This window comes from Nocardia aegles (assembly GCF_052545135.1).
This window is the reverse complement of sequence record NZ_JBQWRI010000003.1, coordinates 594,906-618,069: the sequence shown is the minus strand read 5'-3', so window position 1 is coordinate 618,069 and position 23,164 is coordinate 594,906. Positions and strand designations below refer to the sequence as shown.

Genomic DNA, 23,164 nt, shown 5'->3' with positions numbered 1-23,164 from the left:
GCGGTTGGGCCCGGGTGCGGCGCGGTTCAGCCGAACGTGAGTCCACGCGCCGCCAGCCACTGTTGCGGGTCCACGTGCTGCCCGCCGACGATCACCTCGAAGTGCAGGTGCGGCCCGGTGGAGTCGCCGCGGTTGCCCATGCGGGCGATCTGCAGCCCCGCGGGCACCCGCTCGCCGACCGAGACGAAGAAGTCGTACATGTGCCCGTAGACGGTGATGCTGCCGTCGTCGTGGCGGATCCGTACCCACAGCCCGAAGCCCTGCGCCGGACCCGCGTCGATGACGGTGCCGTCGGCGACCGCGTAGATCGGAGTGCCGATCGGACCCGCGATGTCGATGCCGCTGTGGAAGGTGCCCCAGCGGGACCCGAAGCCGGAGGTGAAGACGCCGCGGGTGGGCAGAACGAAGCCCCGGCCGCCCGGCGGCAGCGCCCCCGGCCGCACCGGCGCGGTTGCGGTCATCCACGGCTGGCGCTCACCGGCGACGGCGGCGGCCGCCTCCGCCTTCGCGCGTTCGAGCGTCGCGCGCGCGGCGGCCGCGACCACCGCCTGCTCGCGCAGCCGCTCACCGTTGGCGATCGCGTTCAGCAACCTGGACACGGGGGGCGGGGTGTTCTGCATCTGCGGTGGATACGCGACGGCGACGAGCTGGGCGCGGTCCGGCGCGGGCGTGCGATCGGTGACCGTCCCGGCGAAGGATGTGTCGCCCGCGGCGACCACCGCGGTCGCCACGAGCCCGCCCAGCAGCACTTTGTGCATGCGCGCGAGCGCGAGCAACTCCTCGCCGGTGGGTTTGCGCCGCCACAGATCGCGGGGATCCGGCCTGCGCTGCCACCAGACCCGCAGGTGGCGGCCGCGCACCCACAGCACGCGCGGATCGAGCCGGCCGCCGCGCCCGAAAAGCCGCCGCCGGGAACCTCGCGCGGAGCGCACGCGCCAATCGCGCGGAATGACGCCGATACCGGCGACTCCGCGCACTCGGTCGAGTCCGTCTCGTCGAGACTTATCGAGCATCGGGTAGACCATAGCCGCGACTGCGCGGTGAAGCGTGCTCTACCGTCTGTCGAGTGTCCAGAGAATCTCGCCGGTCGACCATTCCACCTTTCTACGTGATGGATGTGTGGAAAGCCGCCGCGGAACGCGCCCGGACCCACGGCGATGTGCTCGTGCTGGCGGCAGGGCAGCCGTCGACGCCGGCGCCCGCGCCGGTCCTGCGCGCGACCCAGCTGGCCATTCAGTCCGAATTGCTGGGTTACACCGAGACTTTCGGCATTCTGCGGATTCGGGAAGCGATCGCCGAACACCATCGGGAAACCTACGGTTACCAGGTCGACCCGGACGAGGTCGTCGTGACCACCGGCTCGTCCGGCGCGTTCTCGCTGATCTTCCTCGCCGCGTTCGACCCGGGCGACACCGTCGTGGTGGCGCGTCCGGGCTACCCGGCCTACCGCAACACCCTCGCCGCGCTCGGCTGCCGCGTGCTGGAACTGGACTGCGGCGCGCAGACCAGATTCCAGCCGACCGTCGCCATGCTCGAGGCGCTTCCGGAGCCGCCCGCCGGCCTGGTGGTGGCCAGCCCCGCCAACCCCACCGGCACCATGATCGCCCCGGCGGAGCTCGCCGCGCTGGCCCGCTGGTGCGAGGAGCGCGGCACACTGCTGATCTCCGACGAGATCTACCACGGGATCACCTACGACACGGGCGCCGACAGCGCGACCTCGTCGGCCTGGGAGACCTCGCGGGAAGCGGTGGTGATCGGCTCGGTCTCCAAGTACTTCTCCATGACGGGCTGGCGGCTGGGCTGGATGCTGGTGCCGAGCGGGCTGCGTCCCGCGTTGCAGCGTCTCGCCTCGAACCTGACCGTGTGCCCGCCCGCGATCTCGCAGTACGCGGCGGCGCACGCGTTCGGAGCGGAGGCCAAGGAAGAACTCGACGGGCACGTCCGGCGGTACGCGCTGAACCGGCGGTTGCTGCTGGACGGCCTGCCGAAGCTGGGCATCACCGATCTCGCCCCGGCCGACGGCGCCTTCTACGCCTACGTCGACATCGGCCACCGCACCGACGACTCCCGCGCCTGGTGCGCCGACGTGCTGAACCACACCGGTGTGGCGCTCGCCCCGGGGGTCGATTTCGACACCGTCAACGGACACCGAACGGTTCGTTTCTCGTTTGCCGGAGCCACCGCGGACATCGAGGCGGCGCTGCTGCGTCTAGGGCACTATCTCGGGGTGTGAAAGCCTTGCCCGGCAAGAACTTTTCGCAGTTCGGCACCCTGGCCGCGCGGATGCGGTAAAACAACCATGGTTGCTTTTCCTCGCCGATTTCCCCTGGAAGAACTGATGACGACTGGCACGATGGCACGGTGATCACCGCGACGACCCCGAAAGGCGAACGGCGTCGCCAGGCATTGATCGCCGCCGCTGCCGAGCTTCTGCTCGAAGGCGGTTTCGAGGCGGTGCGGCACCGTTCGGTTGCTACGCGCGCTGATCTGCCCCTGGCGTCGACCACCTACTATTTCGAATCCCTGGACGACCTCATCGCGCGAGCGGTCGAGTTCAGCGGCAATGCGGAGCTGGACGCGATGCGCAGGCGGGTCGGCGAGGTGAGCCACCGCCGCCGCGGCGCGGAGGCCACCGTCGACCTGGTGCTCGACCTGCTGGTGGGCAGCGACGGGCCCGACGAAGGCGCGCGCGGGCAGCTCATCGCCCGCTACGAGCGTTCGGTCGCCTCGGCGCGGCACCCGGAGCTACGCGAAGTCCAGCTACGACTGCGCGCCCAGCTGGACGAGTTGCTGGCCGACGTGCTGCGCCGATCCGACCGGATGGTGCGGCCGGAACAGCTGCGCCGACTGGTCGCGGTGGTGGACGGAGCTGTGGTCGCCGCGCTCACCGAAATGGACCCGGAACCGCGGCGGATGGCCCGCGGCGCGCTGCTGGAAGTGATCGACATCGTCGCCCCTCCGGCGCGGTCGGCGACCCCGGAGGCGGCGGCTTACGCGGCGACGGACGGACCCGTGCGGGCCACGCCCCAGCAAGTGGATCGTTACCGAGCACTAGACTGACCGGACGTGAGCATCGTCCCCAATGTCCTCGCCACCCGCTACGCCAGTCCCGAGCTGGTGCACCTGTGGTCGCCGGAGCACAAGGTCGTACTGGAGCGGCGGCTGTGGCTGGAGGTGTTGCGGGCGCAGGCGGAGCTGGGCATCGACGTGCCCGACGGGGTGATCGCCGACTACGAGCGGGTGATCGACGAGGTGGACTTGTCCGCCATCGCCGAACGCGAGCGGGTGACCCGGCACGACGTGAAGGCGCGCATCGAGGAGTTCAACGCGCTGGCCGGGCACGAGCACGTGCACAAGGGCATGACCAGCCGCGACCTCACCGAGAACGTGGAGCAGCTACAGATCCGGCTCTCGCTCGAGCACGTGCACGCGCACGGCGTCGCGATCGCCGCGCGGCTGGCCGAGCGCGCCGCCGAATACCAGGCGCTGGTGATGGCGGGCCGGTCGCACAATGTCGCGGCGCAGGCCACCACGCTCGGCAAACGGTTCGCCTCCGCGGCCGACGAATTGCTGATCGCGCTCACCAGGCTGCGCGAGCTGATCGACCGTTACCCGCTGCGCGGGATCAAGGGCCCGATGGGCACCGCGCAGGACATGCTCGATCTGCTCGGCGGGGATCCGGCCAAGCTCGCCCGGCTGGAACAGCAGGTCGCCCGGCACCTGGGTTTCGCGACCGTGCTCACCAGCGTGGGCCAGGTCTACCCGCGCTCACTGGATCACGAAGTGCTGTCCGCGCTGGTGCAGGTGGGTGCGGGCCCGTCCTCCTTCGCGCACACCATCCGGCTGATGGCCGGGCATGAACTGGTCACCGAGGGTTTCCAGCCCGGGCAGGTGGGCAGTTCGGCGATGCCGCACAAGATGAACACCCGCTCCTGCGAACGCGTCAACGGTCTGCAAGTGGTGCTGCGCGGCTACGCCTCGATGGCGGCCGAGCTGGCGGGTGCCCAGTGGAACGAGGGCGACGTGTTCTGCTCGGTGGTCCGCCGCGTCGCGCTGCCGGACGCCTTCTTCGCCATCGACGGGATGATGGAGACCTTCCTCACCGTGCTGGCCGAGTTCGGCGCCTACCCGGCGGTGATCGCCCGCGAACTGGACCGGTACCTGCCGTTCCTCGCCACCACCCGCATCCTGATGGCGGCCGTCCGGGCCGGCGTCGGCCGCGAGACCGCGCACGAGGTGATCAAGGAGCACGCCGTCGCGGTCGCCCTGGCGATGCGCGAGCAGGGTCGTGAACCCGACCTGCTGGACCGCCTCGCCGCCGACGCGCGCCTCCCGCTCGATCGCGCCGCCCTCGACGCGGCACTGACCGACAAGTCCGTCTTCGTCGGCGCCGCCGAAGCTCAGGTCGCCGACGTGATCGGGCAGGTGCAGAAACTCCTCGACCGGTACCCGGACGCGGCGCGGTATTCGCCGTCGCCAATCCTCTAGCGGGACTGCGACTTACGCGGCGAAATCGTTCGTCGGTCTGGTCCGGGACCGGTATCGTCCCCCGGTGCCTTTCCACGCGTTCGTCGACGAGTCGGCCGACGTGATCGTTACTTGCTGTGCGCCATCATGGTGCCTTCGGAGCAGCTGTCCCTGGCTCGCTCCTTCGGGCGCAGTTTCTGTCTGCCGGGACAGCGTCGATGGCACTTCAACCATGAACCCGACGCGCGGCGTCGCAAGATCCTCTCCGCGATGGCTCGCGCAGACGGCGAAGCCCGACTGCCCACCGTCCGGTGAAGAGCCGGGTCCACTTCTCCCAGCTACTGCCAGGAGCTGAGTCGATGGTGCCGCACATGTCGTGTGCGGTATACGCAATTGCGCGTACCGCACACGACAGCTGACGCATAGGCTGCGGGGCGTGAATCCGTACACGATTTTCGCCGATATCGTTGCCGGGCGGGCGCCGTCGAGCAAGGTCTACGAGGACGACGATGTCATTGCGTTCATGGACATCCGGCCGATGACGCCGGGGCATCTGCTGGTGGTGCCGAAGGTGGCGGCGCGCAGTCTGGCGGACCTCGATCCGGACATCGGGGGGAAGTTGTTCCAGGTGGGGCAGCGGTTGGCCGCGGCGTTGCGGACCAGCGAGGTGGGGTGTGATGGGATCAATTTCTTTCTGGCGGACGGGGTGACCGCCGGGCAGGAGGTGTTCCACGTGCACCTGCACGTGATCCCGCGTACTCCGGGTGACGGGTTCGGCTTGCGTGGCCGCCCGACCAGTCCGCGGCGGGAGGATCTGGACTACCTGGCCGCCTCGATCCGGGGCGCGCTGGGCGACTGAATTCGCCGCGGATCGGCGCGTGAATGCCTTTGTGGATGAATCAGCCGCGCCCGCGTCGCGTTTCTCGTAGCTACGAGTCAGTCGTGGACCAGTTCGGCTGCTGTCCAGTTCGGGTAGTCGCTGTAGCCTGGGGCGGTGCGGCCGTAACCGCCCAACGCCACGGCGACGCCGTTCCCGGTGGAGAAGCTCACGGAGAAACGCGGCCGGGTCGATCAAGCGATGCGGGAACTGCGCCGGACCCGGTGACGTGCTCGACGGCATCATCCGTACGGCGGGTTGCCGGGCATCCGAACAGTAGGGTGGACGCCATGGCTCTCGACAGCGGAACGATCTCCGAACCCGGTAGCGGCGCGGTGGCGCCGCCGGTCGCCAAGACGGTGCCCACCGAGCGGGTACACCACGGCGACGTGTTCGTCGACGAGTACGAGTGGCTGCGGGACAAGGACAACCCCGACGTCATCGCCTATCTGGAGGCGGAGAACGCCTACACCGAGGCGCAGACCGAGCACCTGAGCACGCTGCGCGAGACCATCTTCGACGAGATCAAGGCGCGCACGCAGGAGACCGATCTGTCGGTGCCGACCCGGCTGGGCGACTACTGGTACTACTCGCGCAGCTTCGAGGGCAAGCAGTACGGCGTGCACTGCCGGTGCCCGATCGCGGCGGGCGCCGGCGGCATCGACGCGTGGACTCCGCCGCAGCTGGACGCCGAGACGGAGGTCCCGGGCGAAGAGGTGCTGCTCGACAGCAACGAGCTGGCCGAAGGGCAAGATTTCTTCGCGCTCGGCGCGTTCTCCATAAGTCATGACGGCACGCTGCTCGCCTACTCGGTGGACAACGTCGGTGACGAGCGGTACGTGCTGCGTTTCAAGGATCTGCGCACCGGCGAACTGCTCGGCGACGAGATCGCGGGCACCGCTCCCGGCGCGACCTGGTCGCTGGATGGTAGCCACGTCTTCTACCAGACCGTCGACGAGTCATGGCGGCCCGACACGGTGTGGCGGCATCGGCTCGGCGGCACCGATCCCGACGTCAAGGTGTTCCACGAACCGGACGAGCGCTACTGGGTGAGCATCGGCGCGAGCCGCTCGGAGCGATACCTGATGATCTGGGTCGGTTCCAAGATCACCAGCGAGGGTTGGGTACTCGAGTCCGACGATCCCGAGGGCGAGTTCCGCGTGCTGCTGCCGCGCCGCGAGGGCGTCGAGTACTCCGCCGAGCACGCCGTGATCGGCGGGCAGGACCGCTTCCTGATCCTGCACAACGACGTGGTCGACGGCGTCAAGGCGGAGAACTTCGTGCTCGCCGAGGCGCCGGTGGACAACCCGTCGAACCTCACGCAGCTGATCGGCCACCGCGAGGACGTGCGGCTCGAGGACATCGACGCGTTCCGCGATCACCTGGTGCTCAGCTACCGGCGCGAGGCGCTCACCCGCATCGCGGTGTGGCCGCTGACCGACTCCGGTTACGGCGAGCGCCGCGAACTCGAATTCGATCTGGAACTGTTCGCGGTCGGTGTCGGTTCCAACCCGGAGTGGGTCCAGCCGACCCTGCGCATCGGACTGACCTCCTTCATCACGCCGATGCAGGTGTACGACTACGTCCCGGCCACCGGTGAGCTGCTTTTGCGCAAGGAACAGCCCGTGCTCGGCGGCTACGACGCGAACGACTACGAGCAGCACCGGGATTGGGCGGTGGCCGAGGACGGCACCCGGATTCCGATCTCGCTCGTGCGGAAGAAGACGACGGCCGATGGGCCGAAGCCGCTGCTGCTGTACGGCTACGGCTCCTACGAGGCGAGCATCGACCCGTCCTTCTCGGTTGCCCGATTGTCGCTGCTGGATCGCGGCATGGTTTTCGCGGTCGCGCACGTGCGTGGCGGTGGTGAGATGGGCAGGCTCTGGTACGAGCACGGCAAGACGCTCACCAAGAAGAACACCTTCACCGACTTCGTCGCCGCCGCAAGGCATCTCGTCGACACCGGGGTCACCGCCCCGGACCGGATGGTCGCCGACGGCGGCAGCGCGGGCGGACTGCTGGTCGGCGCGGTGGCGAACCTGGCTCCCGAGCTGTTCACGGGCATCCTGGCGAACGTCCCCTTCGTGGATCCGCTCACCTCCATCCTCGACCCGTCGCTGCCGCTCACCGTGATCGAGTGGGACGAATGGGGGAACCCGCTGGCCGACAAGGACGTCTACGCGTACATGAAGTCCTACTCGCCGTACGAGAACGTCGAGGCCAAGGACTATCCGTCGATCCTGGCCATCACCAGCCTGAACGACACTCGCGTGCTCTATGTCGAGCCCGCGAAGTGGATCGCCAAACTGCGCGCCACCGCGACCGGCGATGCGCCGCTGCTGCTGAAAACGGAGATGAGCGCGGGCCACGGCGGGGTCAGCGGGCGCTACGAGAAGTGGCGGGAGGTGGCCTTCGAGCACGCCTGGGTGCTGGACACGGTCGGTCTCGCCGACGTGTGAGCACCGGCGCGCCGAGGGCCGACCCGCTGGTGGCATCGGCGCGCCGACCGCGGGGCGGGCACTCGACACAGGCGTGGCGGAGTGTTCGCCACCTGGTCATACATGCTGCACATCGCGGACACGTGCGGCTGGCACCGTGGGACCATGAACGCTGAGCTGATCGTCTCGATTTCCGGGATCAAGGACACCACCCGGGACACGGCGATCGAATTCGCCGAAGAGATGGATCGGCGCGGCGTGCCGCTCTCGCTGCTGGTCGCGCCGCGGCTGAAGGGCAAATACCGGTTGCTCGACGACCCGGCGACGCAGGCTTGGCTGCGCGGCAGGCGGGCCCGCGGCGACGCGATCGTGTTGCACGGCTACGACCAGGCGGCCACCAAGCGCAGGCGCGCCGAGTTCGCCACGCTGCCCCGACACGAGGCGCGGCTGCGGCTGACCGCCGCGGACCGAGTGCTGGAACAGGCCGACCTGCGCACCCGGCTGTTCGCGGCCCCGCGCTGGGATGCCTCGGCGGGGGCGCTGGAGGCGCTGCCCGAGGCCGGTTTCCGGCTCGCGCTCGGCCTCACCTCGATCATCGACCTGGAGCGCAATTCGGCGCAGAAGGCCAGGGTGTACGGCATCGGCGAAGGTTTCCGCGCGGAACCGTGGTGGTGCCGCGCCCTGGTCATGGGCGCCGCGCGTACCGCACGTCGCGGCGGCCTGCTGCGCCTTGCCGTGTCCGCCGCCCAGCTGGGGCGGTCCGGCCCGCGCCAAGCCATGCTCGACGCCGTCGACCTCGCGCTCTTCCACAACGCGGTGGGCGCTACCTACCGGTGGGACCCCTTCGAGGCGGCTCGGGCCGCATGACCGACGCCGTGGGCGACGGAGGGTCGGCGCCGTCGCCCGCGGCCGGTCGGGACCGCTCTCGCGCTCCCGATCGGCGCCGCCGCCCGCGAATGGCGTAGCCGGGCGGCGGCGCTGTCCTTGCTCAGGACGCGGCGATCGTCGTCTCCGCTACGGCGGGCGCGGCGTCGTGGGTGAAGCCGCCCGCCTCGTCGCGCGTGAGCGAGGTCGCGAACGGCCGCTGCCGCAGCTGACGCATACAGCGCTCGAGATCGGCGAGCAGTAGATCGGCCATGTCGATGGTGAAGCCGTGGCGCAGCACCGCGCGCATGATCGTCTCGTCGTCCCGTCCTGCGGGCAGCGGGTAGGCGGCGATCAGCCAGCCTCGGGAGCGCAGCCGGTCGGACAGGTCGTAGAGATTGAAGCCGGGATCGCCGGTCAGCCGCCAGCACACCGCCGTGATCCCGCGCTGCGGGTCGCCGTCGTGGATCAACTCGAAGACGCCGAGCCCGCGCACTCCGGCGGCCAAGTGCTGCGCCGCGCGGTAGATCGCGGACTGCACTCGCGCGTAGCCGGTGCGCCCCAGTCGAATGAACTGGTAGTACTGCGTGATGGCCTGCCCGCCGGGCCGGGAGAAGTTCAAGTTGAAGGTGGCCATGCTGCCGCCGAGGTAGTCGACGTCGAAGATCAACTCCTCGGGGAGGTCGCCGGCTTCGCGCCAGATCGCCCAGCCCGCGCCCAGCGGGGCCAACCCGGTCTTGTGGCCGGAGGCGTTGATCGACTTCACCCTGGGCAGCTGGAAATCCCAGCGCAGATCCGGCGCGGTGAACGGGGCCAGGAAGCCGCCGCTGGCCGCGTCGACATGGATGGGGATGTCCAGGCCTTTCTCCCGCTGCAACGCGTCGAGCGCCGCGCTGATCCCGGTGACGTCCTCGAACAGGCCGGTATAGGTCTGGCCGAACGTGGCCACGACCATCATGGTGTTCGCGTCGCAGTACTGCGCGAGGTCGTCGGGGTGCATGGTGAGCCGGTCGCCGCGCAGCGGAATCTGCCGGATCTCGACATCGAAATAGCGCGCGAATTTTTCCCAGCACACCTGGACCGGCCCACAGACGAAATTGGGCGTTCCCGTGCCGCCACGCTTGCGCCAGCGGAATTTCGCCGCCAAACCGCCGAGCATGGCCGCCTCGCTGGACCCGATGGTCGAGGTGCCGTGCGTGGCGGCCGGGTCCGGCGCGTGCCACAGATCGGCGACCATCCGGACGGCCCGGCGCTCCAATTCGGCGGTCTGCGGGTACTCGTCCTTGTCGACGATGTTCTTGTCCAGGCATTCGGACATCAGCCTGCGTGCCTGGTCGTCCACCCAGGTGGTGCAGAACGTGGCCAGGTTCATCCTGGAGACGCCGTCGAGCATCAGTTCGTCGTGCACGATTTCGTAGGCGACCTGCGGGAACATCTCGTGCGCTGGAAATCCGGCGCGCGGCGCGGACCGGCTGAGCCCCGGCAGGGCGAACAGGTCATCGGCTGCTTCGGACATGACAACGGCCTCCCGATTCGACGGTGTGCGGGCGTGCCCCTGAGCATGCCGGCAGTTCGCCGACACCCTCGACGCTCAGCTTGGCACACCGTTTTCGGCAGCGGACGCACTTCGCCCTTCCCGCGCGGACACCCGGCTCGCGGTGCGAACTCCGCCCGAGGCACGGGGATAGGGTGGGGGAATGGCGGAGGATGTGCGGGTGGCGGAATTGCGCGGTGCCGTGGCCGGGTTGATGGAACGGGCGAAAACCGATCTGGCGCAGCTTGTTTCGTTTCAGTCGGTAGCCGATCCGCGACAGTATCCGATGGAGCAGTGCGACATGGCGGCGCAGTGGGTGGCCGACGCGTTCGTCGCCGCCGGACTGACCACGGTCGGCCTGCACGAAACACCGGACGGCACCCAGGCGGTCGTCGCGTCCCGGCCCGCGCCCGACGGCGCGCCCACGGTGTTGCTCTACTGTCACTACGACGTTCAGCCCGCGATGGACGAGGCGGCATGGCGCACCCCGCCGTGGGAACTGACCGAGCGCGACGGGCGCTGGTACGGACGCGGCAGCGCCGACTGCAAGGGCAACATCGTCATGCATCTGACGGCGTTGCGCGCGCTCGGTCCGGATCTGCCGCTCGGCGTCATCGTTGTCGCGGAAGGTTCCGAAGAGCAGAGCACCGGCGGGCTGGAGCGCTTCGTCGAGGCCAATCCCGAACTGCTGCGCGCGGACGCGATCGTGGTCGGCGACTGCGGCAACTTCGCCGCCGGGGTGCCGACCCTCACCCAGACGTTGCGCGGCGGCGTCAACGTGGTGGTCACCGTCGAAACCCTCGCCAGCCCTCTGCATTCCGGCATGTTCGGCGGCCCCGCCCCCGACGCGCTGGCCGCGCTGATCCGGGTGCTGGCCTCGCTGCGCGACGAGCGGGGAAACACCACTATCGACGGGTTGCCGAACGATCAGGTCTGGCCGGGCGTCCAGTATCCGAGCGAGCAGTTCCACGCCGACGCGCGCGTGCTGCGCGACGTCGAACTCATCGGGGACGGCACCGTCGCCGACCTGCTCTGGGCGCGACCGGCGCTGACGGTGCTCGGCATCGACGCGCCACCGGTGGTCGGATCCGCCGCGGCGATCCCGGCCGTCGCACGCGCCCGCCTGAACCTGCGCATCCCGCCGGGCACCGACCCGGAGGACGCGTACCAGGCGCTCGTCGCGCACCTCGAGGCGCACACACCGTGGCGCGCGCGGCTGACCGTCGAACTGGAGGGCACCGCAGCGCCGTTCCGGTCCCCGACCGGCGGGCCCGCGCGCGCCGCGATGGAAGCGGCGCTCGCCGTGTCCTATGGCCGCCCGGCGACCACCCAGGGGCAGGGCGGCTCGATTCCGCTGTGCAATGTCTTCGCCACCACCTACCCGGACGCGGAGATCATGCTGATGGGTGTCGAGGAGCCGAAATCATTGATCCACGCGCCCAACGAGAGCGTCGATCCGAAGGAGATCGAACACATGGCGCTGGCCGAGGCGATATTCCTCGCCACCTACCGGGGGTAGCGCTAGAGCTCGGTGTCGTTCTCCGGTGCGAGCACGCGGAATTCGGTTGCGGCCGGGGCCATTTCCGACAGCCTGCCGAAATAGATGCCGTGGGCCTCCTCCCGGATGATGCCGTAGTGGATGGGCAGCGCGACACGCGGAGCGACCGCGCGCAGATAATCGACGGCTTCGCTGACTCGCATCCAGGGCGCGGCGGCCGGAGCGGCGAGCACGCCGACCGGTACCGGCGGCACCCACAGCGAATCACCGGGGTGGACGAGCTGCGCCGGGTCGTCGGCGGTGCCCAGCTGGAAGACGGTGTTGTCGATCACCGGAATTTCCGGATGGATGACGGCGTGCCTGCCCCCGCCGCCGGTGATCCGCAGATCGCCGAGGGTCAGCACGTTGCCCGCGTGCACCGCCTCCCACGGTTCCCCGCGCTGCCCGGCGGTCTGCGGGTCCGACAGCAACCGTGCGCCGGGATTCGCCTCGATCAGCGCCTCGATCCGGTTCGGGTCGATGTGATCGGGATGCTGATGGGTGACCGCGATCGCGTCCAGGCCGGTGAGGCCCTCGAAGCCGTGCGAGAAGGTGCCCGGATCGAACAGGATCTTCTTGCCGTGCAGCTCGACGAGGAGGCAGGAATGGCCGAAGTGGGCTATGCGCATGCCGTCATGCTATCGGCGTCCGGTGTGTTCTCCACGACAGCGCCGCGCTCTCGGCGGACCCCCGCGGATGACGCACGCGACCAGCACAACTACGCTGCTGAGGTAACCCCCCAACCACATGAGGAGCAACGCGTGGCACGAGTCGTGGTCGAGGTGATGCCGAAGGCCGAGATCCTGGATCCGCAGGGGCAGGCCATCGTCGGCGCACTCCCGCGCCTGGGATTCGAGGGCATCTCGGACGTGCGGCAGGGCAAGCGATTCGAACTCGACGTCGACGACAGCGTCGACGACGCGGCGCTCGAGCAGATCGCCGAATCGCTGTTGTGCAACACGGTGATCGAGGAGTGGAAGGTGGTTCGCGTCTCATGACCGCCCGCATCGGGGTGATCACGTTCCCCGGCACGCTCGACGACATCGACGCGGCCAGGGCGGTGCGCCTGGCCGGTGCCGAAGCGGTCGATCTGTGGCATGCCGACGCCGACCTGAAGGGCGTCGACGCGGTGATCGTGCCCGGCGGCTTCTCCTATGGCGACTACCTGCGCGCCGGCGCCATCGCCCGTTTCGCTCCGGTGATGGGCGAGGTCGTGCGCGCGGCGAGCTCCGGGCTTCCTGTGCTGGGCATCTGCAACGGATTCCAGGTGCTGTGCGAGGCCGGGCTGCTGCCCGGCGCGCTGACCCGCAACCAGGGGCTGCACTTCATCTGCCGCGACGAGTGGCTCACCGTGGAGTCGGTGTCGACCGCGTGGACCTCCCGCTTCGAGCCTGGCGCTCAGATCCTCGTCCCGCTCAAATCCGGCGAGGGTCGCTACCAGGCGTCGGAGGCCGTGCTGGACCAGCTCGAAGGCGAGGGCCGGGTGGTCTTCCGCTACGCGGGCGACAACCCGAACGGTTCGCAGCGGGGTATCGCGGGCATCGCCTCGGCCAACGGTCGCGTCGTCGGCCTGATGCCGCACCCGGAACACGCCACCGAGCCGCTCACCGGTCCCAGCGACGACGGGCTCGGCCTTTTCCTCTCGGTGCTGGACACCCTGGTAGGCGTGTGACCGGCCGCGCGCCTGCGGCGTCGTCGCGGCTGATCCGGTCGACGATCCCGAAGTCGACGCCGTTCGCGCGGGCCACGTAGCCGTGTGAATCGCCGGAAACCTCGGATTCCGCACGGGTTTCCAGGTAGGCGCAATTGGCTCACGGCGCGGCCACTGGCCGCGTACTGCCGGTTGGAGCGTGCGACATCGGCGCCGACCATCGGGATCACCAACCGCGTCGGCCAGGTCCAGCCGGATACGCGAGGAAGTCCGAGTCGCGTATCCCCAGCGGCACATACCGTTCCAGCACGATCGCGGCCGGATCGGACAGGTTTTCGCGCGGCGCCTCGGCGGACCGGCGCGGTGCCGGTGGCCGGCAGGGCGGAGACCTCGGCGGCCACCTCGTGTGGCGGACGTCCTCCGTCGATATCCGTAGTACGAATTTCCGTCCCAGAATTTCCGCGCCCGTTGATTTCGCCGACCGCGAGCGATATCGCCGCATCGATGGTACCGCAGGGTCCCTGCCGTGGAACTATGTTCAGGACCGCGATCGTGCCGTTGGGGCTCTCGCTCGAGGTCGACATTCGGTACTCTTCGACTCGTTCGAGCGGAATTCACGGCAGGCAGGAAATAATGACGTCGATTGTGAGCGGAAATTCGACGCTGCATGGTGCCCTGCGTGCCGCGGAGCGCGGCTGGGTACGGCATTTGGACGCGGCGCTGTGCGCCAGGCAGCTCTCGCCGGATCAGTGGTCGATGCTGTCGAACCTGTGTGGCGACGCGGGCATCACGATGACCGAGCTGGCCGCCAAATCGCAGCTGGCGCCCTCCTCGGCCACCAGGCACGCCGACTATCTGGCCGAGCGCGGCCTGATCTTCCGGCTCGCCGCGCAGGATGATCGCCGCCGTATCCTGATCGGTCTCAGCAGGCTCGGCGCCGACGTGGTCGCCGAGGTGCGCGCGGAGGAGGCGCGCGTCGAGCAGGAGTTGCGCGGGCGAATCGGCGCGCGCCGATATACCGAACTCATGCGATTGCTCGACTTGGTTTCCGTCGCATCGGCGTAAATACTCTCGCGTACCGGACATTCGTCCGATGAATTCCGCCGAGGTTCTATTCGTGATCGGACGCCAGGCCATTCTCGCCGTCATGTTCCGAGATGAATCGACGGCCGCCTGGTTGCCAGATCTCGGTGCCGCGAAAACGGCATGGTCCACCCCGTTTCGACGTATTCGCCACGCGTGCGCAGCGACCGGAACACGCCGGTACCGACCCGCTTGCCTAGGATCGCAGGCATGCCCGTCTCCACCACCGCAGCCACCGCCGCCGGGCTGTGCGCGTTCATCGATGCGTCCCCGTCGCCGTTCCATGTCTGCCGCACGGTCGCCGCGGAGCTGGACGCGCGGGGGTTCACCCGGCTCGCCGAGTCACAGCCCTGGCCCGCGGACAGTCCGGGCAGGCATTACGTGGTACGCGGTGGGTCGCTGGTCGCCTGGGCGGCGGGCGACGCCGCGGGCGCGACCACGTTCCGCGTGGTCGGAGCGCACACCGACAGTCCCAACCTGCGCGTCAAGCAGCATCCCGACCTGACCTCGGCGGGCTGGCAACTGGTCGGGCTCGAGCCCTACGGCGGTGCGTGGCTGAACTCGTGGCTGGATCGCGAACTCGGCATCTCCGGGCGGCTGAGCGTCCGGGACGGAAACACGGTGCGCGAGCACCTCGTTCGCATCGACGAGCCGATCCTGCGGGTGCCGCAGCTGGCCATCCACCTGTCCGAGGACCGCAGGGGTGTCACGCTGGATCCACAGCGGCACGTCAACGCGGTGTGGGGCGCGGGGTACGAGGCGGCGGCTTTCCTCGATTTCGTGGCCGACTGGGTCGAGGTCGATCCCGGCGACGTGCTCGGCTGGGAGCTGATGACCCACGACCTGACGCCGAGCAGGCTGATCGGGCGGGACCAGGATTTGGTCAGCGCCCCGCGTCTGGACAATCAGGGCACCTGTTTCGCGGGCTTGCAGGCGTTCCTCGCCGCGATCGCGGAGCCCGGCGCGGCCATCCCGGTGCTGGCCATGTTCGACCATGAGGAGGTCGGCAGTCAGTCCGACCGCGGCGCGCAGTCCGATCTGCTGCCCGCGGTGCTGGAACGCATCGTGCTCGCGCGCGGCGGCGGCCGCGCCGATTACCTGGCCGCGCTGTCCGGTTCGGTGTGCGCGTCCGGCGATATGGCGCACGCGACGCACCCGAATTATCCGGAGCGGCACGAGCCCGCGCACCGGATCGAGGTGAACGGCGGGCCGGTGCTGAAGGTCAACCAGAACCTGCGCTACGCCACCGACGCCACCGGCGCGGGCGCGTTCGCGCTGGCCTGCGCGCAAGCCGCGGTCGGGTTGCAGCGCTACGTACATCGCGCCGACCTGCCCTGTGGCTCCACCATCGGGCCGATGACCGCGGCGCGCACCGGCATGCCGACCGTCGACGTCGGCGCGCCGCAGCTGGCGATGCATTCGGCGCGAGAGCTGATGGGCGCGTTCGACGTTCCGGCCTACGCCGCCGCGCTGGCCGCCTTCCTCACACCGGAGACCACCGGGCGGTAAGTGCACACCGCGACGATGAGCACGGCGAAAGTGACCAGCACGTAATTGCTTCCGATGATCTGCTGCCACCAGGTCCACTCCAGCTCGCGGTCGTGCGAGTGCGGCAGTAGCCAGTGCGGGCCGATCAGGAACAACCCGGCGGCGATCGTGACCACACCGATCGCCCGAGGGCCGCGCGCGCCGCGCACCATGAGGTCGGCGGTGACGACCAGCGCCGGCGCGATCCACACCCAGTGATGCGACCAGGACACCGGTGAGACCAGCAGCACCGCGGCGGCGTTCACCAGCAGCGCCGCCACGGTGGCGCCCGCCTCGATCAGCCTGCGCATCCACACCGCGGCCAGCGCGATCGCCGACACCGACAGCGTGATCCACACCAGCGTGGCCGCCGTGTCGTCGATGCCCAGGCGGAATGCCATGCCTTTGATGGACTGGTTGCCCGCGAAGTAAGGAGGTCCGATCCGGCCGGTGTCGGCGAGGGTGTGGAACCAGTAGTCCACGGAATCGCCGGGGAACAGCAGGAATCCGAGACCCACCGCCGCGATCGCGGAAACCACCAGCGTGGCAGCGGCTTTCCAGTCCTTGCGCAGCACGAAGAACAACAGATAACCGGCCGGGATCAGTTTCACCGACACCGCGATGCCGACCAGCATGCCGCGCGGCCAGAACGGCTTGCGTACCAGGCAGTCCAGGGTGATCGCGGCCATCAGCACCAGATTGATCTGGCCGAAACCGAAGGTCTGGCGGATGGGTTCGAAGAACTGCGCCACCGCGATCGCGCCGATGACCAGCGTGACCAGGGTCGGGCGGGACAGTTCCGGCCGCAGGCGAGCCAGCACCAGCCACAGCGAAATCCCAAGGCTGACTATGTTGGTGGCGACCACCACCACCTCGGCGACGACCAGCGGCATCAGGGCCAGCGGCGCGAAGAACAACGCGGCCAAGGGCGGATAGGTGAACGGCAGTCCGATTCCCTCGACCGGCGGCATCGGGCCGTACAGGTCGCCGCCGTCCAGCCAGACCCGGGCGCCGTTGCGATACACCTGGAGGTCGATGTAGCTGTGCCACCAGTGCGCCAGCAGTGAGACGAGTGCCGACACCGCGAACAACGCGATCGCAGCAATCAGCCAGCGTACTTGCGGCGCCCTCGGGTTCGGCAACGCCTCACCGGGTGCGGTGCCCGATCCGTCGCCGCGGGTCGGCGCGGGGTTCGAGGTGACCGATCTCTCACCCGGATTCGCGACCCCCGATCCTTCGTTCACCGGCTCAGACTAGCCGGTGCGTAGGGTCCCTACCCAGTGCCTCTAGACTTACACCTAGGCATCTCGCCGCCGCCCAGTGACAACGCTCGTCGCTTCGCTGAGCGCGCCCACCCCGCCGGCTCCGCCGGCTTGCCGACCCCCTGCCCGGCCGAAAGGACCCTGGTACTCCGTGACTCCGCAGGTCGACACCGTCAGCGCAGCCGCAGCAAACCCCGACGTCCCGCAACCATACAAAGAACTCGGCCTCAAAGACGACGAGTACGCCCGCATCAAGGAGATCCTCGGTCGCAGGCCGACCGACGCCGAGCTGGCGATGTACTCGGTGATGTGGAGCGAACACTGCTCCTACAAGTCCTCGAAGGTGCACCTGCGCTACTTCGGTCAGACCACCACCGATGAGATGCGTGAGTCCATGCTCGCGGGCATCGGCGAGAACGCGGGCGTCGTCGACGTCGGCGACGGCTGGGCGGTCACCTTCAAGGTGGAAAGCCACAATCATCCCTCCTACGTGGAGCCGTACCAGGGCGCGGCCACCGGCGTCGGCGGCATCGTGCGCGACATCATGGCGATGGGCGCGCGCCCGATCGCGGTGATGGACCAGCTGCGCTTCGGCGCGGCGGACGCGGCCGACACCCGTCGCGTGGTGGACGGCGTGGTGCGTGGCGTCGGCGGGTACGGCAACTCGCTCGGCCTGCCGAACGTCGGCGGCGAGACCGTGTTCGACGCCTCCTACCAGGGCAACCCGCTGGTAAACGCGCTGTGCGCCGGCGTCATGCGGGTCGAGGACCTGCATCTGGCCTTCGCTTCCGGCACCGGCAACAAGATCGTGCTGTTCGGCGCGCGCACCGGCCTGGACGGTATCGGCGGCGTCTCGGTGCTGGCCTCGGACACCTTCTCCGGCGACGAATCCGGCTCCGGCCGCAAGAAGCTGCCCTCCGTGCAGGTGGGTGACCCGTTCACCGAGAAGGTGCTCATCGAGTGCTGTCTCGAGCTGTACGCGGCGAAGCTGGTAGTCGGCATCCAGGACCTCGGCGGCGCCGGATTGTCCTGCGCCACTTCCGAACTCGCGGCGGCCGGCGACGGCGGCATGCACATCGAGCTGGATCGGGTGCCGCTGCGCGCGGCCGGCATGACGCCCGCCGAGGTGCTCTCCAGCGAATCGCAGGAGCGCATGTGCGCGGTCGTCGCCCCCGAGAACGTGGACGCGTTCATGGCCGTGTGCCGCAAGTGGGACGTGCTGGCCACGGTGATCGGCGAGGTCACCGACGGTGACCGGCTGGTGGTCACCTGGCACGGCGAGACCGTGGTCGACGTGCCGCCGCGCACCGTAGCCCACGAGGGCCCGGTCTACGAGCGCCCGGTCGCGCGCCCCGACGAGCAGGACGCGCTGATCGCCGACACCCCGGACCGGCTCGCCCGGCCGAAGACCGCCGACGAATTGCGTGCCACCTTGCTGCGGATGATCTCCAGCCCGCAGCTGTGCAGCCGCAAGTGGATCACCGAGCAGTACGACCGCTACGTGCGTGGCAACACCGTGCTCGCCGATCAGGCCGACGCCGGCGTCATCCGGATCGACGAGCAGACCGGCCGCGGCATCGCGCTGGCCACCGACGCGTCCGGCCGCTACACCAAGCTGGACCCCTACGCCGGTGCGCAGCTCGCGCTCGCCGAGGCCTACCGCAACGTGGCCAGCACCGGTGCGACGCCGAAGGCGGTCACCAACTGCCTGAACTTCGGTTCACCGGAGGATCCCGGGGTGATGTGGCAGTTCCAGCAGGCGGTGCACGGCCTGGCCGACGGCTGCGTGGCGCTCGGCATCCCGGTCACCGGTGGAAACGTCAGCTTCTACAACCAGACCGGCCAGACCGCGATCCTGCCGACCCCGGTGGTCGGCGTGCTCGGCGTGATCGACGACGTGCACCGTCGCATCCCGACCGGAATCGGCCTGGAGCCGGGCGAGACGCTGATCCTGCTCGGTGAGACCCGCGACGAGTTCGGCGGGTCGATCTGGTCGCAGGTGGTGCACGACCATCTCGGCGGCGTCCCGCCGAAGGTCGACTTCGCCCGTGAGCAGCTGCTCGCCGAGGTGCTGACCGCCGGTTCGCGCGACGGCATGATCAGCGCCGCGCACGACCTGTCCGAGGGCGGTCTCGCCCAGGCCGTCGTCGAAGCGGCGCTCGCCGGTGAGACCGGTTGCCGCATTCTGCTTCCCGAAGACGCGGACCCGTTCGTCACGCTGTTCTCCGAGTCGGCGGGCCGCGTGCTGGTCGCCGTTCCCCGCTCGGAGGAGACCAGGTTCACTCGTATGTGCACCGCGCGCCAACTGCCGTGGGTGCGCATCGGCGTGGTCGACCAGGGCTCGGATTCGGTCGAGGTCCAGGGCCAGTTCTCGATCACCATGCAGGAGCTGCGGGCCGCGCACGAAGGCACGCTGCCGAGGCTGTTCGGCGCGGGAACCGTCTGACGAAACGCCCACCTGGGTGAGCCTGGACCCCTCGTTACCGGGCCCGCCCAGGTGCGCGTATTCAGGCGGCGGAATGGAACGGATCGTGCTCGCAGAGCAGCTGCTCCATCCACGCCTGATCGATGCGACCGTGCACGGTCGCCGCCTCGTGCTGGTCGCGCACCACCTTCGCCGGCGTGAAGGTGCTCGTGACCAGGAAGAGCATGGACATCCGGAACAAAAGTTTCCGGTCGGCGCGACCTGTGCGCCCGTGTACAACTACTCGAGCGGAATGGGTAGTTGCCATTCGCGTGAAGCGTTCGATTACGGGGCCGCGGGCGGTGCGATCCGCGTCGTGCGTGTCCGCGTGACGGTGGGCGACGCACCGAACCGTCGGTGCCGACCGCCATACTGGTCTGCATGCTGGAGACCGCCGGGACCATGCGTAAGCTGCGTACGCGCGCGGTCGCGGTGATCCGGCGCGTCGAGGACATCATCGACCTCAACTACGTCGGCCTGGTGGTGGCGACAGTATTCTTCGCGCTGTCGGTGACGCCGTCGCTGCTGCCGCGCGACTGGCTGTTCCAGGGGTTGATCAGCGGAATCAATGCCGCCATCGGCTACGGTGCCGGCTGTTTGCTGGAGTGGCTGTTCCGGCTGTGGGTGCGGCCGCGGCTGAAGATCTCGCCGCCGCCGACGTGGGCGCGCTACGCGATCAAGTCCGCCGTGCTGTTCACCGCCGCGCTGAGCGCCGCGCTGATGCTGGTGCAGTCGGCGCGCTGGCAGCGGGAGATCACGGCGTTGATGGGCATGGAGGGCACCACCACGCCCGCCTATCTGCGCACCGGTCTGCTCAGCTTGGCGGTCGGCGCGGTGGCGGTCGCGATCTACCGGACGGTGCGCGAGATCATCCTGTTCCTGGCCCGCCTGCTCAACCGCTGGGTGAAGGTGCCGCGCGAACTCGCTCCGGCCGCCGGGTTCCTGGTGCTGGTGGTGCTGGCGGTGACGATTTTCAACGGTGTCGCCACGCAGGCGTTCTTCGCGGCGGCCAACTCGGCGTTCAGTGTGCGCAACGACCACACCTCGGTCGACGCGGTGCAGCCGCAGCAACCGGAGCGCTCCGGCAGTCCGGTCTCGCTGGCCAGATGGGAAACCCTCGGGTTCGAGGGGCGCTGGTTCGTCTCGCACGGACCAACGGCGAGTCACATCACCTCGGTCACCGGCCGTCCGGCCAAGGAACCGATCCGCGCCTACGTCGGTATCGAGTCGGTGGAAGAGGGCCAGGAACCGGCCGAGCTGGCGGTGTCCGAGCTGGAGCGAACCGGGGCATTCGACCGGAAGGCGCTCGTGGTGGTCACCACCACGGGGACCGGATGGGTGAACTCGCTGGCGGCGGGGGCGATCGAGTACATGTACGACGGCGACACGGCGATCGTCGCCACCCAGTACTCGTATCTGCCCAGTGTGCTGTCGTTCCTGGCCGACCGTGGCAAGGCCACCGCCGCGGGCAAGGACTTGTTCGACGCGGTGTATCGGCATTGGACCGCGCGGCCGCCGGAGGTCCGACCCAAACTGCTGGTGTACGGGGAGAGTCTCGGCTCGCAGGGGTCCGAGGCGGCGTTCGACGGTCTGGCCGATCTGCGGGCCAAGGTCGACGGTGCGCTGTGGGTCGGCCCGCCCAATTCCAACCGGCTCTGGCAGCAGTTCGTCGCCCGCCGGGATCCCGGCTCTCGTGAGGTCCAGCCGCTGTACGCGGACGGGCTGGTGGTCCGGTTCGCCTCCGACAGCGCCGACCTGGCGCGGCCTTCGTCGGAATGGCGGCCGCCGCGCATCGCGTATCTGCAACACGCGTCCGACCCCATCGTCTGGTGGTCGGCCGACCTGATCTTCTCGCGGCCGGATTGGCTGTCCGAGCCGCGCGGCTCGGACGTCTCCGCTCAGATGCGCTGGTGGCCGTTCGTCACGTTCTGGCAGGTGGCCGCCGACCTGACCAACGCGCAGGGCGTCACCGACGGGCACGGACACCGCTACGGCAGCCTGGTCCTGGACGGCTGGGCCGCCATCGCCGCGCCGCCGGACTGGACCGCCGAGCGTTCCGAGCGGATCCGGGCCGAAGTCGAGGCCGCGGAGGAATTCGAGCGGAAGACCAAATGAGCCCGCAGCGGGCCGGGCGAACCATTGCGGCCGTGGCCGTTCCGTTGATCTGGAGCAACGCGGTCCTGCCCCGCCTCGGTCTCGGCATTCGCGGGCGAACCACCGCCACTGCGGGTTTCGCCACCGCCTACGCGCTCGCGCTGCGCGCCGAACCGGGCCGGTGGTCGATGAGTGGCGTGCGCTGTGGGCTGCTCGCCGCCTCGGTCGTCGTCGGCGGTTATGGCGCGGCCCTTGCCATTCCGTCGCTGCGCAGGCAACTGGCCGAACACGTCGACCGTGGCCCCGATGTGTCGACGACGGAGTGGGCGGCCCTACATATCCCCATCGGGACCGTCTACAGCGAGGAACTCGTGTTCCGCGGCACGCTGGATCCCCTGCTGGACAGCGTCTTCCGGTCGCGAACGGGTGCATTGCTCGGCGCGACCACCTTCGGGCTCTGGCACATCGCTCCCGCGCGGGCCGCGGATGAGAGCGTTGCCGTCACCGTGGCCGTGACCGCGGCCGGCGGGCTCGTGTTCGGTTGGCTGCGCCGCCGTACCACAGGCATCGCCGCTCCGGCGCTGCTGCACCTTGCCGTGAACGCGGGCGGTGCGATCGCTGCGCGCCTGGCCCGCTGCGTCGAGGGTTCCGCGCGCGAGTCCCGGGTGGCGCGAGTCGACCTGACTTCGGGCATACCGCGATCCCGCTGACGGTCGCGACCGGCACCGGACCGCCGCCGTGCCGCACGGACACCGTCGAGTCGACCTCCTCGCGGGACAACGGCTGAGGGTGATCACGCCGGCGTTCGGGCCCGACACAACATCACCGCATGCTCGGAGTTCGCCGGTGCGGTGCGATTCGCGGGTGCTCGGTTGTCCGTTCCCCCCGTTGGTCGCGGCCGCGAGTTCGTGCCGTAGGGCACGACCGACCGCGTGAGGCGAGCGGAACGGGAAGTAGGGTCGGGCAGGTGGCAGGACGAGGCACGGTCGACCCCGCGCAGACGCGGGCAGCGGTGGCGGTGGTGAGCGAGTGGTTGCGCGACGAGTCGGCCGACGCGCCCGCTCGCGCCGAACTCGCGACGGCGGTGCGGACCACGGCACGCTCGCTGGCGGCCTCCGCGCCCGGGCATTCCGTCGAGGTCCGGGTGCCCCCGTTCGTCGCGGTGCAGTGCGTCGAGGGCCCACGGCACACCAGGGGCACGCCACCGAACGTAGTGGAGACCGATCCGCGTACCTGGCTGCTGCTGGCCACGGGACTGCTCGCGTTCCACGACGCACTCGACTCCGGCGCGGTGAGCGCATCCGGCACGCGCGCGGCCGAGATCGCCCACTGGCTGCCGATCGTCCGAGTCGACTGAGAGCAAGCT

Annotated in this window: 20 protein-coding genes; 15 read left to right on the top strand and 5 right to left on the bottom strand. The window is 69.4% G+C overall.

Annotated features, from left to right (window positions below; all coding sequences use genetic code 11):
* Positions 1-26: 26 nt before the first annotated feature.
* Positions 27-1,013 carry a M23 family metallopeptidase gene (locus ACT89H_RS12690; RefSeq protein WP_445108752.1) on the bottom strand — a complete coding sequence of 329 codons (987 nt, stop codon included), beginning with the start codon at positions 1,011-1,013 and terminating at the stop codon, positions 27-29.
* A gap of 53 nt (positions 1,014-1,066) precedes the next feature.
* Here ACT89H_RS12690 and ACT89H_RS12685 point away from each other — a divergent pair, with 53 nt between their 5' ends.
* The 6 genes from ACT89H_RS12685 to ACT89H_RS12660 all read left to right on the top strand — a co-directional run bounded on the left by ACT89H_RS12685 (position 1,067) and on the right by ACT89H_RS12660 (position 8,649).
* Positions 1,067-2,233 carry a pyridoxal phosphate-dependent aminotransferase gene (locus ACT89H_RS12685; protein ID WP_445108751.1) on the top strand — a complete coding sequence of 389 codons (1,167 nt, stop codon included), beginning with the start codon at positions 1,067-1,069 and terminating at the stop codon, positions 2,231-2,233.
* Between the two features lie 128 nt (positions 2,234-2,361).
* Positions 2,362-3,060, top strand: coding sequence for a TetR/AcrR family transcriptional regulator (locus ACT89H_RS12680; RefSeq protein ID WP_445108750.1), 699 nt, complete (start codon positions 2,362-2,364; stop codon positions 3,058-3,060).
* A 6-nt stretch (positions 3,061-3,066) separates the two neighbouring features.
* Complete coding sequence (gene purB / locus ACT89H_RS12675; protein WP_445108749.1) at positions 3,067-4,488, top strand: adenylosuccinate lyase; 1,422 nt, start codon at positions 3,067-3,069, stop codon at positions 4,486-4,488.
* Between the two features lie 415 nt (positions 4,489-4,903).
* On the top strand, positions 4,904-5,326 hold the full coding sequence (locus tag ACT89H_RS12670; RefSeq protein ID WP_445108748.1) for an HIT family protein: 423 nt from the start codon (positions 4,904-4,906) through the stop codon (positions 5,324-5,326).
* A gap of 308 nt (positions 5,327-5,634) precedes the next feature.
* On the top strand, positions 5,635-7,803 hold the full coding sequence (locus ACT89H_RS12665; protein WP_445108747.1) for a S9 family peptidase: 2,169 nt from the start codon (positions 5,635-5,637) through the stop codon (positions 7,801-7,803).
* A 144-nt stretch (positions 7,804-7,947) separates the two neighbouring features.
* Positions 7,948-8,649, top strand: coding sequence for a DUF2334 domain-containing protein (locus ACT89H_RS12660; RefSeq protein WP_445108746.1), 702 nt, complete (start codon positions 7,948-7,950; stop codon positions 8,647-8,649).
* A gap of 121 nt (positions 8,650-8,770) precedes the next feature.
* Here ACT89H_RS12660 and gad read toward each other — a convergent pair whose 3' ends face one another.
* Positions 8,771-10,162 carry a glutamate decarboxylase gene (gad, locus tag ACT89H_RS12655; protein ID WP_445108745.1) on the bottom strand — a complete coding sequence of 464 codons (1,392 nt, stop codon included), beginning with the start codon at positions 10,160-10,162 and terminating at the stop codon, positions 8,771-8,773.
* Between the two features lie 181 nt (positions 10,163-10,343).
* Here gad and ACT89H_RS12650 point away from each other — a divergent pair, with 181 nt between their 5' ends.
* Entirely contained in the window at positions 10,344-11,699 is a 1,356-nt protein-coding gene (locus tag ACT89H_RS12650; RefSeq protein ID WP_445108744.1) for a dipeptidase, read from the top strand.
* Positions 11,700-11,701: 2 nt separating this feature from the next.
* Here the strand turns inward: ACT89H_RS12650 and ACT89H_RS12645 are convergent, their stop codons facing one another.
* On the bottom strand, positions 11,702-12,346 hold the full coding sequence (locus ACT89H_RS12645) for an MBL fold metallo-hydrolase (protein ID WP_445108743.1): 645 nt from the start codon (positions 12,344-12,346) through the stop codon (positions 11,702-11,704).
* Positions 12,347-12,478: 132 nt separating this feature from the next.
* Between ACT89H_RS12645 and purS the strand changes: the two genes are divergently transcribed.
* From purS to ACT89H_RS12625, 4 genes are all read left to right on the top strand, one after another.
* Positions 12,479-12,715 (top strand): phosphoribosylformylglycinamidine synthase subunit PurS, encoded by a 237-nt coding sequence (gene purS / locus ACT89H_RS12640; RefSeq protein WP_195078153.1) that lies wholly within the window; start codon positions 12,479-12,481, stop codon positions 12,713-12,715.
* Positions 12,712-13,389, top strand: a complete 678-nt coding sequence (purQ, locus tag ACT89H_RS12635; RefSeq protein WP_445108742.1) for a phosphoribosylformylglycinamidine synthase subunit PurQ — start codon at positions 12,712-12,714, stop codon at positions 13,387-13,389. Before purS ends, purQ begins: the two co-directional genes overlap by 4 nt.
* A 612-nt stretch (positions 13,390-14,001) precedes the next feature.
* Positions 14,002-14,433 (top strand): MarR family winged helix-turn-helix transcriptional regulator, encoded by a 432-nt coding sequence (locus ACT89H_RS12630; RefSeq protein WP_445108741.1) that lies wholly within the window; start codon positions 14,002-14,004, stop codon positions 14,431-14,433.
* 228 nt (positions 14,434-14,661) lie between these two features.
* A complete protein-coding gene (locus tag ACT89H_RS12625; protein WP_445108740.1) occupies positions 14,662-15,960 on the top strand; it encodes a M18 family aminopeptidase in 1,299 nt (432 codons plus the stop codon).
* On the opposite strand, the gene ACT89H_RS12620 is transcribed toward ACT89H_RS12625, so the two are convergent.
* The gene (locus ACT89H_RS12620) at positions 15,909-17,222 is read right to left on the bottom strand and encodes a glycosyltransferase 87 family protein (protein WP_445108739.1); all 1,314 of its coding nucleotides are present in this window, start codon (positions 17,220-17,222) and stop codon (positions 15,909-15,911) included. The genes ACT89H_RS12625 and ACT89H_RS12620 overlap by 52 nt on opposite strands.
* Positions 17,223-17,391: 169 nt before the next feature.
* On the opposite strand from ACT89H_RS12620, the gene purL reads away from it, so the two are divergent.
* Positions 17,392-19,686 carry a phosphoribosylformylglycinamidine synthase subunit PurL gene (gene purL / locus ACT89H_RS12615; RefSeq protein ID WP_445108738.1) on the top strand — a complete coding sequence of 765 codons (2,295 nt, stop codon included), beginning with the start codon at positions 17,392-17,394 and terminating at the stop codon, positions 19,684-19,686.
* A gap of 61 nt (positions 19,687-19,747) precedes the next feature.
* Here purL and ACT89H_RS12610 read toward each other — a convergent pair whose 3' ends face one another.
* Complete coding sequence (locus ACT89H_RS12610; RefSeq protein ID WP_445108737.1) at positions 19,748-19,897, bottom strand: hypothetical protein; 150 nt, start codon at positions 19,895-19,897, stop codon at positions 19,748-19,750.
* A gap of 188 nt (positions 19,898-20,085) precedes the next feature.
* Between ACT89H_RS12610 and ACT89H_RS12605 the strand changes: the two genes are divergently transcribed.
* The 3 genes from ACT89H_RS12605 to ACT89H_RS12595 all read left to right on the top strand — a co-directional run bounded on the left by ACT89H_RS12605 (position 20,086) and on the right by ACT89H_RS12595 (position 23,155).
* A complete protein-coding gene (locus ACT89H_RS12605) occupies positions 20,086-21,819 on the top strand; it encodes an alpha/beta hydrolase (protein ID WP_445108736.1) in 1,734 nt (577 codons plus the stop codon).
* A 32-nt stretch (positions 21,820-21,851) separates the two neighbouring features.
* Positions 21,852-22,508, top strand: a complete 657-nt coding sequence (locus ACT89H_RS12600) for a CPBP family intramembrane glutamic endopeptidase (RefSeq protein ID WP_445108735.1) — start codon at positions 21,852-21,854, stop codon at positions 22,506-22,508.
* A 257-nt stretch (positions 22,509-22,765) separates the two neighbouring features.
* On the top strand, positions 22,766-23,155 hold the full coding sequence (locus tag ACT89H_RS12595; protein WP_445108734.1) for a sterol carrier family protein: 390 nt from the start codon (positions 22,766-22,768) through the stop codon (positions 23,153-23,155).
* Positions 23,156-23,164 lie beyond the last annotated feature (9 nt).

Coding starts and splice junctions, on each gene's coding strand:
- ACT89H_RS12665 (WP_445108747.1), top strand. CDS start 5,635: ATGGCTCTCGACAGCGGAACGATCTCCGAACCCGGTAGCGGCGCGGTG.
- ACT89H_RS12645 (WP_445108743.1), bottom strand. CDS start 12,346: ATGCGCATAGCCCACTTCGGCCATTCCTGCCTCCTCGTCGAGCTGCAC.
- ACT89H_RS12690 (WP_445108752.1), bottom strand. CDS start 1,013: ATGCTCGATAAGTCTCGACGAGACGGACTCGACCGAGTGCGCGGAGTC.
- ACT89H_RS12605 (WP_445108736.1), top strand. CDS start 20,086: ATGCTGGAGACCGCCGGGACCATGCGTAAGCTGCGTACGCGCGCGGTC.
- ACT89H_RS12625 (WP_445108740.1), top strand. CDS start 14,662: ATGCCCGTCTCCACCACCGCAGCCACCGCCGCCGGGCTGTGCGCGTTC.
- purQ (WP_445108742.1), top strand. CDS start 12,712: ATGACCGCCCGCATCGGGGTGATCACGTTCCCCGGCACGCTCGACGAC.
- ACT89H_RS12650 (WP_445108744.1), top strand. CDS start 10,344: ATGGCGGAGGATGTGCGGGTGGCGGAATTGCGCGGTGCCGTGGCCGGG.
- gad (WP_445108745.1), bottom strand. CDS start 10,162: ATGTCCGAAGCAGCCGATGACCTGTTCGCCCTGCCGGGGCTCAGCCGG.
- ACT89H_RS12630 (WP_445108741.1), top strand. CDS start 14,002: ATGACGTCGATTGTGAGCGGAAATTCGACGCTGCATGGTGCCCTGCGT.
- ACT89H_RS12610 (WP_445108737.1), bottom strand. CDS start 19,897: ATGTCCATGCTCTTCCTGGTCACGAGCACCTTCACGCCGGCGAAGGTG.
- ACT89H_RS12660 (WP_445108746.1), top strand. CDS start 7,948: ATGAACGCTGAGCTGATCGTCTCGATTTCCGGGATCAAGGACACCACC.